Source organism: Vibrio sp. SCSIO 43097 (assembly GCF_023650755.1).
Taxonomy (GTDB): domain Bacteria; phylum Pseudomonadota; class Gammaproteobacteria; order Enterobacterales; family Vibrionaceae; genus Vibrio; species Vibrio alginolyticus.
The window spans coordinates 558,481-573,262 of record NZ_CP071841.1; the positions used below are offsets into that span (position 1 = coordinate 558,481).

Genomic DNA, 14,782 nt, shown 5'->3' on the forward strand with positions numbered 1-14,782 from the left:
TTCACTTATTGCAAGTCAAAACGATCCGCGTTCATGACTTTCGTCCATGCGGCGATGAAGTCATGGATGAATTTTTCCTGATTATCATCTTGCGCATACACTTCCGCATACGAACGCAGGATCGAGTTTGAACCAAAGACAAGATCCACTCGAGTAGCCGTCCACTTCACAGCGTCGGTTTTACGATCACGGATTTCATATTGATTAGCACTCACTGGTTTCCACGTATATGCCATGTCAGTAAGGTTCACGAAGAAATCATTCGACAAAGTGCCGACTCGGTCAGTAAATACGCCCTCTTTTCCACCGCCGTAGTTACTGCCTAGAACGCGCATACCACCGATAAGTACCGTCATTTCTGGCGCCGTAAGCCCCATAAGCTGAGCACGATCTAATAAAAGCTCTTCTGGCTTAACCGCGTAGTCTTTCTTCAACCAATTTCGGAAACCGTCAGCAACAGGCTCAAGTACTTCGAACGATTCCACATCCGTCATCTCTTGGGTGGCATCACCTCGGCCTGGCGCGAATGGTACGGAAACATCATGACCTGCGGCACGCGCAGCCAGTTCAATACCTACGTTCCCAGCAAGCACGATAGCGTCTGCAACACTACAGCCCTCTTCTGCTGCTATTTTTTCTAGCACCGCAAGAATACGTCTTAGACGTTCAGGTTCGTTCCCTTGCCAATCTTTTTGCGGAGCCAAGCGAATTCTCGCACCATTTGCGCCGCCTCGGCGGTCAGAGCCACGGTAAGTACGCGCACTATCCCAAGCCGTGCTTACTAGCTCACTAATGGATAGGCCACTTGCTTCGATTTTTGTTTTCACTAAATCGACATCGTAGTCTGTCTTACCTGCAGGCGTTGGGTCTTGCCAAATAAGATCTTCGCTTGGCACATCAGGGCCGAAATAACATGATTTTGGTCCTAGATCGCGGTGTGTCAACTTAAACCAGGCACGAGCAAAAACGTCATCAAAGTACGCAGGGTCATTTTGGAACTTTTCTGCAATCTTACGATATTCAGGGTCCATTTTGAGCGCCATATCGGCGTCGGTCATGATTGGATTGTAGCGCTTAGAACCGTCTTCAACATCGACAGGCTTGTCTTGTTCTTCAATGTCGATTGGCTCCCATTGCCATGCACCTGCTGGGCTCTTTTTCAGTTCCCAGTCATACTTAAATAGTAGGTGGAAGTATCCGTAGTCCCATTGTGTAGGGTGTGTTGTCCAAGCACCTTCAATGCCACTCGTTACCGTGTCACGACCAATACCACGTGTTTTGTGATTAATCCAGCCAAGACCTTGCTCATGAACGTCTGCTGCTTCGGGCTCTGGGCCAAGGTTTGCGGCATCACCATTACCATGACACTTACCCACCGTGTGACCACCAGCTGTGAGCGCGACGGTTTCTTCATCGTTCATTGCCATTCGCGCAAAGGTCACTCGCATGTCATGTGCTGTTTTGAGAGGATCTGGGTTACCGTCTACCCCTTCAGGGTTCACATAGATAAGACCCATCATTACCGCAGCAAGCGGGTTTTCTAAATCTCGCTCACCAGAGTAGCGGCTGTTATCAGCGTCACTTGTGGCTAACCATTCTTGCTCAGAGCCCCAGTAAGTGTCTTTTTCTGGGTGCCAAATGTCCTCTCGTCCAAACGCAAAGCCAAAGGTCTTAAAACCCATGGATTCGTACGCCATGTTACCGGCAAGGACAATCAGGTCTGCCCAACTTAGTTTGTTGCCATATTTTTTCTTGATTGGCCATAAAAGGCGTCGAGCCTTATCCAGGTTGGCGTTATCTGGCCAAGAGTTGAGAGGAGCAAAGCGTTGGTTGCCTGTAGCAGCACCGCCACGGCCATCCGCAATACGATAACTGCCCGCTGCATGCCATGCCATTCGGATCATTAAACCACCGTAGTGTCCCCAGTCGGCAGGCCACCATTCTTGGCTATCAGTCATTAAATCTTTTAAATCTTTTTTAAGTGCTTCGACATCTAGCTTTTTCAGTTCTTCTTTGTAATTAAAGTCCTGACCAAATGGGTTGGTTTTGGAGTCGTGTTGATGCAGGATGTCTAAGTTCAAGGCATTCGGCCACCAATCCATCACCGACTTATCTGTAGATGTTTGCCCACCATGCATAACTGGACATTTACCTACCGAACCGCCGTTTGCTTTGCTCATATAATGCTCCTTCGTGTCGTGGTTGTGGTAACCACTCTTTGTTATTCAATAAATCGAATATCCACCTCAAACAGCGTAGTTCATACACTGTTTTTTTAGTTAACGCCAAGTCAAAATTTCAAACATTTCAGCGAATAAATAATTGTTATCAAACATGTACCTATATGCAGAAAATATGGATAGAGATCAGTTTAAGTCCATACCTGAATACTTAATCCCAGACAGCCTCGCCATGTTGTGATCCCAGGTCGCTAAATCATGATGACTAAATTCACTCAGAGCGTGATGACCACAAGCCCTCGCCATGACTTTCATGAGCTCGACCGAGGATTCGAAGAAATTTTTCAGTTGCTGGGATGACTTTTCAACGTCGAGACGCTGCCTCAAATCGGCATTTTGTGTCGCAATACCTGCAGGGCAATTATTGGTGTTGCAGATGCGAGCCGCGACACAACCGATCGATTGCATCGCACTGTTTGCTATCGCTACTCCGTCTGCTCCAAGTGCCAACGCTTTGACAAAATCCGTAGGAACTCGCAACCCACCAGTGATGATTAATGTGACGCTGTCACTTACACCTTTTTCATCTAAGTACTTACGTGCACGAGCTAATGCAGGGATGGTGGGCACACTAATATGATCACGGAACATAGTTGGCGCCGCACCCGTGCCACCACCGCGACCGTCTAAGATGATGTAATCAGCCCCAGCATCAAGCGCAAACTGAATGTCTTGCTCAATATGGTTGGCACTGAGTTTAAATCCAATTGGAATACCGCCTGTGATGCCACGAACTCTGTCAGCAAACTTTCTGAAATCGTGAGTAGTGTGAAGATCTTTGAACGTTGGTGGTGATATCGCTGGTTGTCCCTCGGGGATGCCTCTCACCCGAGAGATCTTACCTACATTTTTATTTGCAGGCAGATGACCACCCGTGCCCGTTTTTGCTCCTTGCCCGCCTTTGAAGTGAAACGCCTGAACATTAAGAAGCTTAGATTCGTCGTAGCCAAATTGAGCACTAGCAAGCTCATAGAAATACCGTGAATTGGCGGCTTGCTCTTCCGGTAACATGCCACCCTCACCAGAGCAAATCCCAGTCCCTGCCAACTCTGCACCTTTTGCTAGTGCAATTTTCGCCTCTTCAGAAAGTGCGCCAAAACTCATGTCCGACACCAACAAAGGAATGGCGAGTCTGAGCGGCTTACGCGCGTTTGGTCCCACAATCAACTCGGTAGACACAGGAACGTCTTCCAACAACGGTTGTGTCGCCATTTGCGCCACCATGATTTGTATAGCATCCCAATGTGGTAGCAAATGCCTAGGAACCCCCATTGCAGCCATCGGACCATGATGACCGAGTTTAGAGAGTCCTTCTCTCGCTAATTGGTGGATAAACTCGAGGGTTGGTTCTTCTTGTGTAGCAGACGCTGTTGGTTTGTCTCTTTTCTCTCGCTTTTGTTCCGGTCCCTCTTTACCGACTTGCTCTGCGGTAAATCGCTTGTGTGTACCATCACAAAAAGGAGCATTGGCGGTATGCTTACATTGGCAGAGATAGGCATCTTCGTCTTTTTCCGCACTAAAGCTCATTGGCTTTAAGCCGGTTCCTGAATGAGACCCATCGCAGTAAGGTTGATTTTTAGAGCGCCCACATCGGCAGAAGTAATATTCTTGCCCAGCTTTCAACTCTACTTTGATCGGCTTGTTATCAGCGATGATTGGCTTGCTCATGTTGCCCCCTATTTATTATTGTTAACCATGCTTTCTCGCTGGCTTGCAATAAGCGTAGAACAGGAGCGTAAAGAGCGTCAGTGTCGCCGAGTAAAATGCGCGATTGTCGCCCGACTAACCTATACTTTTTATGGGTCTCATACACGTGGAGGCTATATGACGATTGCAACCCGATTAGATGAATATTTGACTGAGCATAACATTCACTTTCAAACCGTGAATCACAGCCACAGTCATAGCTCGCTACAAAGTGGTGTTGCAGCAGGTGTGCCTTTAATGAATATCGCAAAAGGTGTGATTCTAGAGGATCATGAAGGGCGTCATATGATGGCGGTCTTACCTGCCAACAACAAAATCAGTTTGTCGAGATTAAACGACGAATTTAATGCCACCTTCCACTTGGTGAAAGAGCGTATGGTTTACCGACTCTTCACCGATTGTGAACACGGCGCTATTCCACCGATTGGTAGTCCTTACCACATGTCGACAGTTTGCGATGAAAGACTAGCAAACTTGGAACATGTCTACCTTGAAGCTGGCGATCATGAAACTCTGATTAAGCTGGACCGAAAGGCGTTTAAAGAACTGATGAACGACTGTAGATATCTAAGATTCAGCAGTGAAGTTCTGCATTAAACTTGCCAAGATCTCTCGACATTTCCTGAACAAGGCTCTTTCAACAAGAGCCTTTCTTTGTTTTGTTGGTAGCACGCGATGGAAGTTTCTCGGACTTTGGCGCTCAGCGTTTCAGAGCACATAGAAACAAAAAACCGCCTATTCGGGCGGTTTTTTATCAATCAAATCATAATTATTATCGAACAAAGATCTTTTGGATCGCTTTTATCGCCATAGCCCTACGGCGCATTAATACGCTCGCTCTTGGCAACCATTTCGGTGTGTGAAGAATGGTTTTCGCATGGCTAAAAGTTCTGAATCCTTCCTCTCCGTGATAATGCCCAATACCCGATTCACCAACGCCACCAAAAGGCGCATCTTCAGCGCCAACATGTAAAACCGTATCATTAACGCCGACGCCACCACTGTGCGTGTGGCGTACAATATATTTGATGGTCGATTTGTCGTCCGACATAACATACAGCGCAAGTGGTCTTTGGCGCTGATTAATGTAATCAATCGCTTCATCAACCGCATTGTAGGGCTTGACTGGTAGAAATGGCCCGAAGATCTCCTCTTGCATGATTCGCATTTTCGGCGACACGTCCGTGACCAAATGAGGATACAGAAGTCGTTCCTCTTGGGGCGACGCTTCAACAGTATGAATGTTTGCACCTTGCGCTTTTGCATCCTCAAGTAGCGCAGTCAAACGATCATATTGTCGTTGGTTGACAATATGGGTCAGCTTTTGATTCTTGTTGGATTTTAAATAGAGCTTTTCAAAACGTTTTAAGAATAGCGAAATGAACTCTTCGACACGTTCTTGCGGTACAAACGCGTAGTCAGGCGCGACACAAATCTGGCCTGCATTAATGCATTTACCAAACAAGATAGCATCAACGGCTTTCTTCATGTCTGCATCTTTTGCAATGATCACCGGGGACTTTCCACCCAACTCTAACGTCACCGGGGTAAGGTTTTCCGCTGCCGCTTTTGCCACTGCGCGGCCAACACTCGTAGAACCCGTGAACAAAAGGTGATCGAATGGCAGTTGGCTGAATGCTTGTGCGACGTCTGCTTCACCCTCAAAAACTTCGACATACTCAGACAACCCACGGCAAATATCGACGATGACTTTATTGGTTTTTGGCGTAAATTCGCTGAGCTTCATCATCACGCGGTTGCCAGCAGCCAATGCTGTCACTAAAGGCGCAAGACTCAAAATCACAGGAAAGTTCCACGGTGAAATGATCCCGACGACACCTAACGGTTGATACTGAACGGTTACTTTAGAAGGTGCGAGCAATAAGCCGGATTCGCGCTTGCTGGGTTTGCACCATTTTTTTAGTCGCTTGAGGGTATAATTAATATGCGAGACCGTTGGCAAAACGTCGGTCATTGCGGTATCAAATTCTGAGCGATAGCCAAAATCGTCACTTAACGCTTCAACCAGCGCTTGTTTGTTCTCAAGCAGAGATTTTTTTAACAAAACGAGGCGCTGTTTACGTTCATCCAAACTAGGATAAGGCTCGGCTGCATATGCCGCTTTTAAGCGTCCGAGGCTTTGCTGTAACAAGTTATCTACTTCAACCTCTGTGATTGCGTTCATGATGCTTCTCCTAGCCTAGTTTCTGCCAATGACGCCCCAAGTTAACACGAGCGCAACAATGTTACTATTGTAGCGCTCGTGAAGTTAGAGTTCGAACTCTGATTAAAATATTTCTGGGGTGGATACTACATCAAACGTAGTTCATAAATGCCTAGTCGTTGAGAGCGGTCAAGCATATCGAACTCATGATCAACGTATTCTTTTAATGTGGCGCCTGCACGCTCAGCAATATTGATGCTAGCGATGTTATCTTCCATACAATGGAACTGAATGAATTGTGCGTGCCCTTTCTGCTTCAAAAAAGGGATCAATACTGCGAGCACTTGATCAATCACACGATGGCCTCGCCCATTGTTGGCAAGCCAGTAGCCAATTTCAGTAACACGCGTATGTGAATCCACACCTTTAATGCCAATAACACCCGTAAGCTGCTCATCAAAATAAATTGCACACCAGTGGGAATCCAGCGCGTTACTGTTCACTCGCTGGGAAATGTAGTTAACGGCCTCTCTATGATTCGTGACAGAATCCGTCCAAGGTAGATAGCCCTCAAGGCTCTCTCGGTGAGTGTTCACAACCTCTAGTAAAGCGGACGCGTGTTTCGTGTTGAGGGGCTCAATTGAGACCCTTTGCGAGACGGAAAAACGCTTCTGTAAGTGATTTCCTTGATACGTCTCTTGGCATGTGACTTCATCCATAGATGTTATTCCTTTTTATTGTGAACGCTCAGCGCAAATCCTAACGCTTCATTTTATGAGAACAAACCTCTCTATAAAAACTAATCAAAGCCGTTGCCGTTCATTTAGCCCTTTTGATCGATCAGCGTAAATGGCGTTAGTGATGCCACATCTACATAATGTTTCCATACATGTTCATATAGGTGATGCTGATTGGCAAACGGAGCCAGCTGCTTAGCTTCTTCAAGCGTACACCAGCGATACTCTGTATGCTCTTCGTTAAGAACAACTGATTGGTTAGGCGGACAAAGTAGCACAAAACATGGGATAACCATGATACGGTTATTTTTTGCTTCGTAGAACTGCTCTAGAAAGTCTGCTGTATGTAACTCAACTTGGTCAATTAGTGTCTCTTCTTTTAACTCTCTTAAAATGGTTTGCCACCCGGCTTCACCCGCTTCGATACCACCTGCAACATGGCACCAATAGCCACCTTTTACGCGTTTGAGTAACAACATTTTTTCTATGCCATCAATTTTTGAAATGACAACGCCTGAAACATGCGTTGCTTTTATCGGGATCATGTAAGCTCCTTAAATATCGAGTTTTTATTGTTACGCTGAGAGAGGCAGATTAATTGCTACGTATTCTACTGTTTATTCATCTTGCCGACAGAAGTGTTTGAGTTTAGAGGATTTAATCGCTAACTAAGTATGCTAAAGTGAGATCTGTCGCAACAAATGAGCAGTAAAATGTCCAATTCATTCAACACTATGATTCCCATCGGTGTGCGCTTTATGGTGCTTTCCGCGTTCGGCTTTGCTCTGATGTCGGCTACAGTAAAGCACGTCGGCAACTACGGTATCCCCGTTTTTGAAATCGTTGCAGCAAGAGCGCTCGTTTCACTTATCATTAGTTATTTCGATGTAAAGCGAAAACGAATTTCTGTATGGGGCAATAATAAGCCATTACTATTTGCACGCGGTGCTGTGGGTACGATGGCTCTGATGTGTGTATATTATTCAGTGACCACCTTACCTTTGGCAGAAGCGACGATATTCCAATATATTCATCCGGTATTTACTGCACTACTCGCCGTATTTTTCTTGAAAGAGCGCATCCAGCCGTCAACTTTCCTTTGTATTGCGTTGTGCTTACTCGGCATCTATATCATGGTAAGCCCAGAAACTGGGCAAGGCTCAGATAGCGCTTTACCAATGTTTAGCGTCATGATTGCGATCTTAGGCGCATTTGGTAGCTCAATTGCCTACGTCATTGTCAGAAAACTGAGTCAGACAGAAGACAGCTCAGTGATCATTTTCTATTTCCCGTTGGTTGCTCTCCCCGCTTCACTCTTACTGATTGGCGACGATTTTGTAATGCCCGATTTATATCTGACTTTCATGTTGGTTCTAGTTGGTGTCTTTACCCAAATTGGACAATTGGGGTTAACCAAAGCGATGCAAACTCAACAAGCGGGTAAAGCCTCCGCTTATTCGTATATCCAGATCGTATTTTCTGTGTTGTTGGGCATCATTTTCTTTGGCGAGGTTCCGATCATTTGGACGTACGTCGGTGGCGGTCTGATTGTTACAGGCGCATTAATTAATGCGTTTGGTCATCACTTACGGTTACCTTTTATTAAGCGCAACGCTTGATATACCTCGCCAGAACCGTAAACACGACATTTAGAAAAACAGCCAGAGTGACTCTGGCTGTTTTGTGTTTAGCCTAACGTTAAGCTGATATTTTTAACCCTGCGATACCAGCGACAATCATTAGCAAGCTTAAGGCTTTGATAAGTGTTGCTGGCTCATTGAACAGATAAATACTCACGACTGCCGTGCCTATTGCGCCAATCCCTACCCATACTCCATAAGCAATGCCTAAAGGCAAGGTTCTTAACGCAATGCCAAGCAACCAAAAGCTCAATAACATAAAGACAATAGTGAATGCCGAAGCACCGAATTTGGTAAACCCTTGTGAATATTTAAGACCGACAGCCCATGCGATTTCACACAAGCCCGCAATGAAGAGAATTCCCCAAGCCATGTCACATTTCCCAACGAGATGGGGTCGTCCCCGAGAAAAGATAGAGCGGTGAGGTCGTCCTCACTTCTGATTGACTGCTTATTATATACGGAAATCTAAACATAAAAAATAAAACACGTCGATAAGCATACAACTCAAACATCTCATGCACGCTTAAATTCTACGCTTTTCTTTTTAACGGTGGCGGACTCTCTATTTCGCATCAATAACGACACCGTTTTTTAACAATTTACATATAACCTTCTGGTGTTGAAAGTGTTGCATTTATTGCACAAATCACACAAAAACTAATTGAACATGTAAATATGAAAACGTTTGTGTGACTAATATCGCTTAAAACAATGACTGATGACTTTAATATTCAGCCGAATTAATTATAAGGTATGACGTACCCATGAAAGCAATCAAAACCTCTATCGCTGTCCTTGTTGGCGCCGCTCTACTATCTGGATGTAATGACGATACTGAATACGTCAATGTCCAGCCTAAAGAAGTAAAAATAGCGACTTACAACCTCTCTTTTGACCGCGCTACCTTCGAAACTTTGGTAGATGAAATGCAAATTGAACCAACGCAGCAAGCTGCGTTGGTCACCTCTTATTTAGACGGTTCAATCGCAGCCGAAGACAAAACCACTGCGGAAAAAGTCATTCAAATTCGTAACGTTGCAGCAATCATTCAAAAGAATCGTCCTGATGTTCTCATGATGGCGGAATACAACAACGATGGAACAGGTGAAAGCAAAGCAGCCATTGAAGGATTCCAGAAGAACTACTTGTCTGTCGCGCAAAGTATCGATGGCGCGGGCGGTGAAGCAAACCTTGAGCCTATTGAATACCCTTATGCTGAGTCTTATTCAACCAATACAGGGTTATTGAGTGAGTTTGATCTCGACAACAACGGAACCGCAGGTCAAATGCCAGGTGATGCATGGGGCTTTGGCATGTACCATGGTCAATATGCATTTGCCCTTATGTCTAAGTATAAAATTGACACGGCAAACACACGTACATTCCAAGCATTTAAATGGAAAGATATGGAAGGTGCGAAAATTCCAACCATTACTATCTGTGACGGTTCGCAAAAGATTCCAGACGGCATGAAGTGTGGTGATGAATGGTACTCAGCGGAAGAATGGGATCAAGTGCGTCTATCTTCGAAAAATCACGTCGACGCGCCAATCATCATTCCAACTCGCAATGGCGAAGAAGTTGTACACTTGTTGATGTCTCATCCTACTCCACCAGTATTCGACACCGGTAAAAACAAAGCGCAAAACGCAGCAGAAGTGGAGTTTTGGCATCATTACATTCAAGGCAAAGACTATTTTTACGACGATGCGGGTAAAACAGGTGGCTTAACGAACGGCACTAAATTCGTAATGATGGGTGATCAAAACCTTGATCCAGTGGCTGGTGACGGTATTAGCTCTGTAATGCAAGAGCTGCACAACGATCCATTGGTTAATCAAACCGTGATGAATGGTGAGCGTTACCCAACAAGCTTTGGTGCAGCTGAACACGCTGTTGACCGCAGTTCAACTCACCCATATCCGAATCGCATCACTTCAACGTTTGGCTTAGGGGTAGACTATGCCTTGCCTTCAGCAAATTTGAATGTAATAGACTCTGGTGTGTACTGGTCAGCGTCTTATGAAGAAGGCCGTAAACTATTTAACGATGCACGTATCGGTAAGTATGGTGATGGTAAGGATGTATCTTCCGACCATCGCATGATCTGGATTAAAGCACAGTTCTAGACTGCATAAAAAAAAGCCAACCACAAGGAGTCGTGATTGGCTGTATATATTTGTGAACAAGATGGTTCACTAACAACGTCAGTTGGCTAGGTGACCCTCGGCTTAGAAAGGGTCACTCATACTAAAGCATGAGGCGTGCCAACTTTTCAGTGCACAAAAACAGGTTGTTATTTAATCACTTTCATTAAAACTTAACCAATAGCTACTGTTTGCTCACAGAATAAATTGCAATTTGCAAACTACCATTGGCATTTCGCAATAAACCTGATCTTTAGCTCTTGCTTTTATTGCTTCCTAGCTAAGTCGCGTGCAAGGATTAACGCAAGTCCGAATACTTGCAAGAAGAGTCCGATATTCTTGTACCAAGCGATCTTTTCATCCTGCTTTGCCATTACCTCATTGAGCTCTACATTCTCAATGTAGTAATTATCGATGCGGTCTCTATACGAAGCTTGTGCCTGATTTATCTTTGACATCAGTTGAGGAAGTTGATCAATTTTTATTTCATCCGACTCGTTGAGAACCCAGGAAGATAAATGCCCTGCTAATACCTCTTCTAGCTCTAAAGGTATCGCTACGCTCTGACTTATGTGCACATGCAGCAGTAAAGCTTCTCTTTTTCTTTCTAGGGTTTCCACACTGTTCCATGCGAGTTGGATGGAATACAAGTTTTCTGCTGTTTGCTCTGCGAGCTGCGAGTGCTGTTTACCCAACTTATCAAGGACTAAGCTAGTAACGATGATCGCGCCAATATTCAGTACTAATCCAATCAGAACGAGTACCCAAGGCGATGGAATATAACGTCGCAGACTTACCATAACTTATCGTATGGCAGGTAAATCATATTTAACACAACCAATGAAAGTATCACCAGAAATGTCACCTGCATCCCTCTAATGCGCTTTTTCAAGTCTTTTTTCAATATGCCTTTAGCATGAATAACTCGACCAATTACAAAAATAACACCGATGAGATGTATCCATGTTGGGTAAGCACTATTGAATTCTAAAAGTGCCATTAAAATCAGGGTGATGGGGATATATTCTGTCGCATTACTCTGGGCACTACGAGCAATTTGTAGAGCCTCTACCCCACCATCGGCATAAGCAATTTGATTTAAGCGACGTTGCTTAATTACTTGAACAGCCAACCAAATAATGAGTATTGCGAGAATGTTGGCATACAGAGCAGTGATCATATGTCGTCCTTCTTGATCTGGTTTTCACTTATATAAGCGTGTCACTTGGCTATAACTATAGCGGTATCATTATGATAATGCGTAAAATAATCTCAAGTTATGATTTCTATTCAGGCAAAAAACGAAAGCCAATGCTTCATGACATTAAAAATGCCCTCGAATGGAGGGCATAAGAATAAAGAAGCTAATATGTGAGAATATTGAAACCACTATAAGGGGTGTTTGACCAGCTTTTTGCGCCGATGCCCTTTGATAATACTTTCAAAAATGGTGAACAACAGCCCTACCCAAATAAATGCAAAGGTCACCGCTTTCACTTCGTCAAACAACTCGCCAAAAAACATAACTGCCAACACAAACTGCAAGCTTGGCTCGATGTATTGCATTAGACCGACGGTTGATAAATTAGTTATACGTATTGCGATAGAATAAAATACAAGTGGTAAAAGTGTGATAGGTGCACTGCCAAAATACAAAAGCAATGTTTTGGTATCTGTGCCCGAAGCCAGTTCACCAGTTGCCCATTGTTTATAGAGCAAATATGCGAGTGCAACTGGAGTCAGTAACAACGCCTCAACAAACAAGGTTGTACTCCAGTCATAATTTATCTTCTTCTTGTAAAGCCCATACAAAGCAAAGAACAACCCCATCGTTAGTGCGATAACGGGCAGCTGACCATAGTGAATCACTTGATACATAACACCAATTGTTGCCAACACTATTGCAATAAGTTTGCCTTTTGAGAGCCTATCCCCAAGAATAAATACGCCCAGCGCAACAGATACTAATGGTCCAATAAAGAAGCCTAAGCTGGCATCGATGACCCGATGATGGGTCAAAGCCCAAGTGAACGCACTCCAAGAAATACACATCAAACTGCTCGCCACAAACGTGTACCACAAGGATTTTTTATCAAGCCAGATTTCTTTCCAATTCAGCCCTCGACGGGTTATCCCAAGTACAATTAGAAACCCGACAGGTACAGACCCAATGATTCGCCATGCTAGCAACTCATCCATAGAAGCATTTGGTAAATAACGATAATAAATTGGTAGCAATCCCCAGATCACAAAGGAGAATGCTGCCATAAAAGTGCCATAACGAGTGTTATTCATAAAACTATCGCCCATCTAAACGACCAATTTGGCGTAAGTAAACAAGTCCGCCATACATAAAAAGGAATGCAATCCCGCAGTGACTTTATGATGCAGATGGCATTATTGGCTCAACGCTTGTACGACGGCGGTAAAGCCACTCACAAAACACAACATAAGTGCCCCAAACCGAATCTTTTCTTTTGGTAACGACTGGGTAGTTTTCATTGCTAGCCAGTAACCAAGCGCCGCAGCAGGTAATAGAGGAATAGTAATGACCAAATGATGCAATGTGAAGAAGCCCACTGGGATTTGTACTATTAGTGAAATAATCGAACTGAAAACAAAAAAAGCCGATAAGTTGCCGCGTAACTGATTTGCTTCTTGATGCTGCAACAATAACGCCATCGGAGGGCCTCCAATCGCAGAACTGGTACCAAACAACCCAGAAAAGAAACCAGCACATGTCATACGCGAAGGCGTAGGCTCAACCCGAAACGGTAAAACACTCACCACGACTGCAAACAGCACCAACAAACCAATCCAAAGCGTGAGAGTTTGTGTAGATACAAAAAAGAGTAGCAAGCCACCAGCAATTGATCCCGGCACTCGCCCAATCAACGCCATCTTTAAGCCGCCGATTTCAACACTACTGCGGTGCTTCATCGCATTCATCAACGAAATAAATAACGCGACTAAACAGATTGGCGCAGGAACATATTCTGGCGCCCAAAGAATCAGTAAAGGTGCGGCAACAATAGCCAAGCCAAAACCGATTGCGGTCTGGACATAAGAGCCAAGAAATATCAAACCTATTGCAAGGAAGTTTATCGAATCGAATTCCATTTAGATTATTCTTATATTTGAAAAATAAACACAAGACCAAAGCACATTCGCATGATGAATACCTCAGGCATACTGCGATATGAATTCCGCGTAGCATTCATCAAAGTGAATAAAAAGACAATCCATTTGTGCGGTTCGCCCTCATTTGCATTTTGTATTTCATTCCGCTGATGTACATGTTTGCTTACATCGAAGAGGATTCATGCTCGCCTGTTCACGCAGCATTTCTTCAGCGGAATTAATGACCTCTTAAAATCTAGCAGAATTAGACCCGTGAATTCTCCATTGCATTTAATGGATTCAGTCAATTAGTGCGGCGTCGGTATAGCACTTTACAACTCACCTCTTTATACTACTGATCGATTTATCATTACCGTACTTATTTACACAATAAACAAGTGTACGGTCAGTGTTTTTCTACCTTTAACTTGCTGTGAAAATAATATGAAAAAACAAACGGGATTTACTCTAATAGAGTTAGTCGTAGTTATTGTCGTGCTCGGTATTCTTGCTGTCACTGCCGCGCCACGCTTTTTAAACCTTCAAAGCGATGCACGTGAAGCACGTTTGGAAGGAATGAAAGGCGCTATTGCGTCAGCATTAGGCGTGGGTTATGGGAAAATGGCGATTGCGGGATTGGAAAGCAAGCCTTACGTTTCAAACTTCGTAGACAGTGCTTTAATGGCAGATTTACCATTTGACGGCTGTAATATTGGTGGTTCAAAGCGCTGTGTTTTTTTATATGGATATCCTGATTCTGATAGCGAATCGATGAAGTTACTCGTGCAAGGACTGAACGAAGAAGACTCGGATTGGAAAACATTTCATCACCCGGCTGGTTCAACAACTCGCGAAATGGTCATTGCTGCAGCCGACGAAAAAAGAGCTAGCCTTACACAATGCGGAATTTTATATGGGCCACCGCAGACTCCAAACGAGAGTTACACCTTAGATATTCTTCCCTGCCCTCAATAAAAATAAGGCTGCCAATCGGCAGCCTTATTTGTTTCATCTGATCGGTTTT

The 14,782-nt window shown here is 44.3% G+C and carries 14 protein-coding genes; 4 read left to right on the forward strand and 10 right to left on the reverse strand.

Going from position 1 to position 14,782, the window contains the following annotated elements; all coding sequences use genetic code 11:
* Positions 1-5 precede the first annotated feature (5 nt).
* Both katG and J4N40_RS18985 read right to left on the reverse strand, forming a co-directional pair.
* Positions 6-2,180 carry a catalase/peroxidase HPI gene (katG, locus tag J4N40_RS18980; RefSeq protein WP_250654649.1) on the reverse strand — a complete coding sequence of 725 codons (2,175 nt, stop codon included), beginning with the start codon at positions 2,178-2,180 and terminating at the stop codon, positions 6-8.
* Between the two features lie 186 nt (positions 2,181-2,366).
* The gene (locus J4N40_RS18985) at positions 2,367-3,908 is read right to left on the reverse strand and encodes a glutamate synthase-related protein (protein ID WP_250654650.1); all 1,542 of its coding nucleotides are present in this window, start codon (positions 3,906-3,908) and stop codon (positions 2,367-2,369) included.
* Positions 3,909-4,064: 156 nt separating this feature from the next.
* On the opposite strand from J4N40_RS18985, the gene J4N40_RS18990 reads away from it, so the two are divergent.
* Positions 4,065-4,544, forward strand: a complete 480-nt coding sequence (locus tag J4N40_RS18990) for an aminoacyl-tRNA deacylase (protein ID WP_005376501.1) — start codon at positions 4,065-4,067, stop codon at positions 4,542-4,544.
* A gap of 175 nt (positions 4,545-4,719) precedes the next feature.
* On the opposite strand, the gene J4N40_RS18995 is transcribed toward J4N40_RS18990, so the two are convergent.
* The 3 genes from J4N40_RS18995 to J4N40_RS19005 form a co-directional block, all read right to left on the reverse strand.
* Complete coding sequence (locus J4N40_RS18995; protein ID WP_250654651.1) at positions 4,720-6,132, reverse strand: coniferyl aldehyde dehydrogenase; 1,413 nt, start codon at positions 6,130-6,132, stop codon at positions 4,720-4,722.
* A 125-nt stretch (positions 6,133-6,257) separates the two neighbouring features.
* The gene (locus J4N40_RS19000) at positions 6,258-6,830 is read right to left on the reverse strand and encodes a GNAT family N-acetyltransferase (protein WP_047101443.1); all 573 of its coding nucleotides are present in this window, start codon (positions 6,828-6,830) and stop codon (positions 6,258-6,260) included.
* A 104-nt stretch (positions 6,831-6,934) separates the two neighbouring features.
* On the reverse strand, positions 6,935-7,393 hold the full coding sequence (locus J4N40_RS19005; protein ID WP_047101439.1) for an NUDIX hydrolase: 459 nt from the start codon (positions 7,391-7,393) through the stop codon (positions 6,935-6,937).
* Between the two features lie 168 nt (positions 7,394-7,561).
* On the opposite strand from J4N40_RS19005, the gene J4N40_RS19010 reads away from it, so the two are divergent.
* Entirely contained in the window at positions 7,562-8,467 is a 906-nt protein-coding gene (locus J4N40_RS19010; RefSeq protein ID WP_005376505.1) for a DMT family transporter, read from the forward strand.
* Between the two features lie 79 nt (positions 8,468-8,546).
* Here the strand turns inward: J4N40_RS19010 and J4N40_RS19015 are convergent, their stop codons facing one another.
* The gene (locus J4N40_RS19015) at positions 8,547-8,861 is read right to left on the reverse strand and encodes a DMT family transporter (RefSeq protein ID WP_005376506.1); all 315 of its coding nucleotides are present in this window, start codon (positions 8,859-8,861) and stop codon (positions 8,547-8,549) included.
* 394 nt (positions 8,862-9,255) lie between these two features.
* Here J4N40_RS19015 and J4N40_RS19020 point away from each other — a divergent pair, with 394 nt between their 5' ends.
* Positions 9,256-10,620, forward strand: a complete 1,365-nt coding sequence (locus J4N40_RS19020) for an endonuclease/exonuclease/phosphatase family protein (protein ID WP_250654652.1) — start codon at positions 9,256-9,258, stop codon at positions 10,618-10,620.
* Between the two features lie 284 nt (positions 10,621-10,904).
* On the opposite strand, the gene J4N40_RS19025 is transcribed toward J4N40_RS19020, so the two are convergent.
* From J4N40_RS19025 to J4N40_RS19040, 4 genes are all read right to left on the reverse strand, one after another.
* On the reverse strand, positions 10,905-11,438 hold the full coding sequence (locus J4N40_RS19025) for a hypothetical protein (protein ID WP_047101435.1): 534 nt from the start codon (positions 11,436-11,438) through the stop codon (positions 10,905-10,907).
* Positions 11,432-11,818, reverse strand: a complete 387-nt coding sequence (locus J4N40_RS19030) for an MAPEG family protein (protein ID WP_047101434.1) — start codon at positions 11,816-11,818, stop codon at positions 11,432-11,434. Before J4N40_RS19030 ends, J4N40_RS19025 begins: the two co-directional genes overlap by 7 nt.
* A 209-nt stretch (positions 11,819-12,027) precedes the next feature.
* On the reverse strand, positions 12,028-12,933 hold the full coding sequence (gene rarD / locus J4N40_RS19035) for an EamA family transporter RarD (RefSeq protein ID WP_250654653.1): 906 nt from the start codon (positions 12,931-12,933) through the stop codon (positions 12,028-12,030).
* Positions 12,934-13,035: 102 nt separating this feature from the next.
* Positions 13,036-13,758: a sulfite exporter TauE/SafE family protein gene (locus J4N40_RS19040; RefSeq protein WP_042520743.1), complete on the reverse strand. Its 723-nt coding sequence runs from the start codon at positions 13,756-13,758 to the stop codon at positions 13,036-13,038.
* Positions 13,759-14,202: 444 nt separating this feature from the next.
* Here J4N40_RS19040 and J4N40_RS19045 point away from each other — a divergent pair, with 444 nt between their 5' ends.
* A complete protein-coding gene (locus tag J4N40_RS19045; RefSeq protein ID WP_005376513.1) occupies positions 14,203-14,733 on the forward strand; it encodes a prepilin-type N-terminal cleavage/methylation domain-containing protein in 531 nt (176 codons plus the stop codon).
* Positions 14,734-14,782 lie beyond the last annotated feature (49 nt).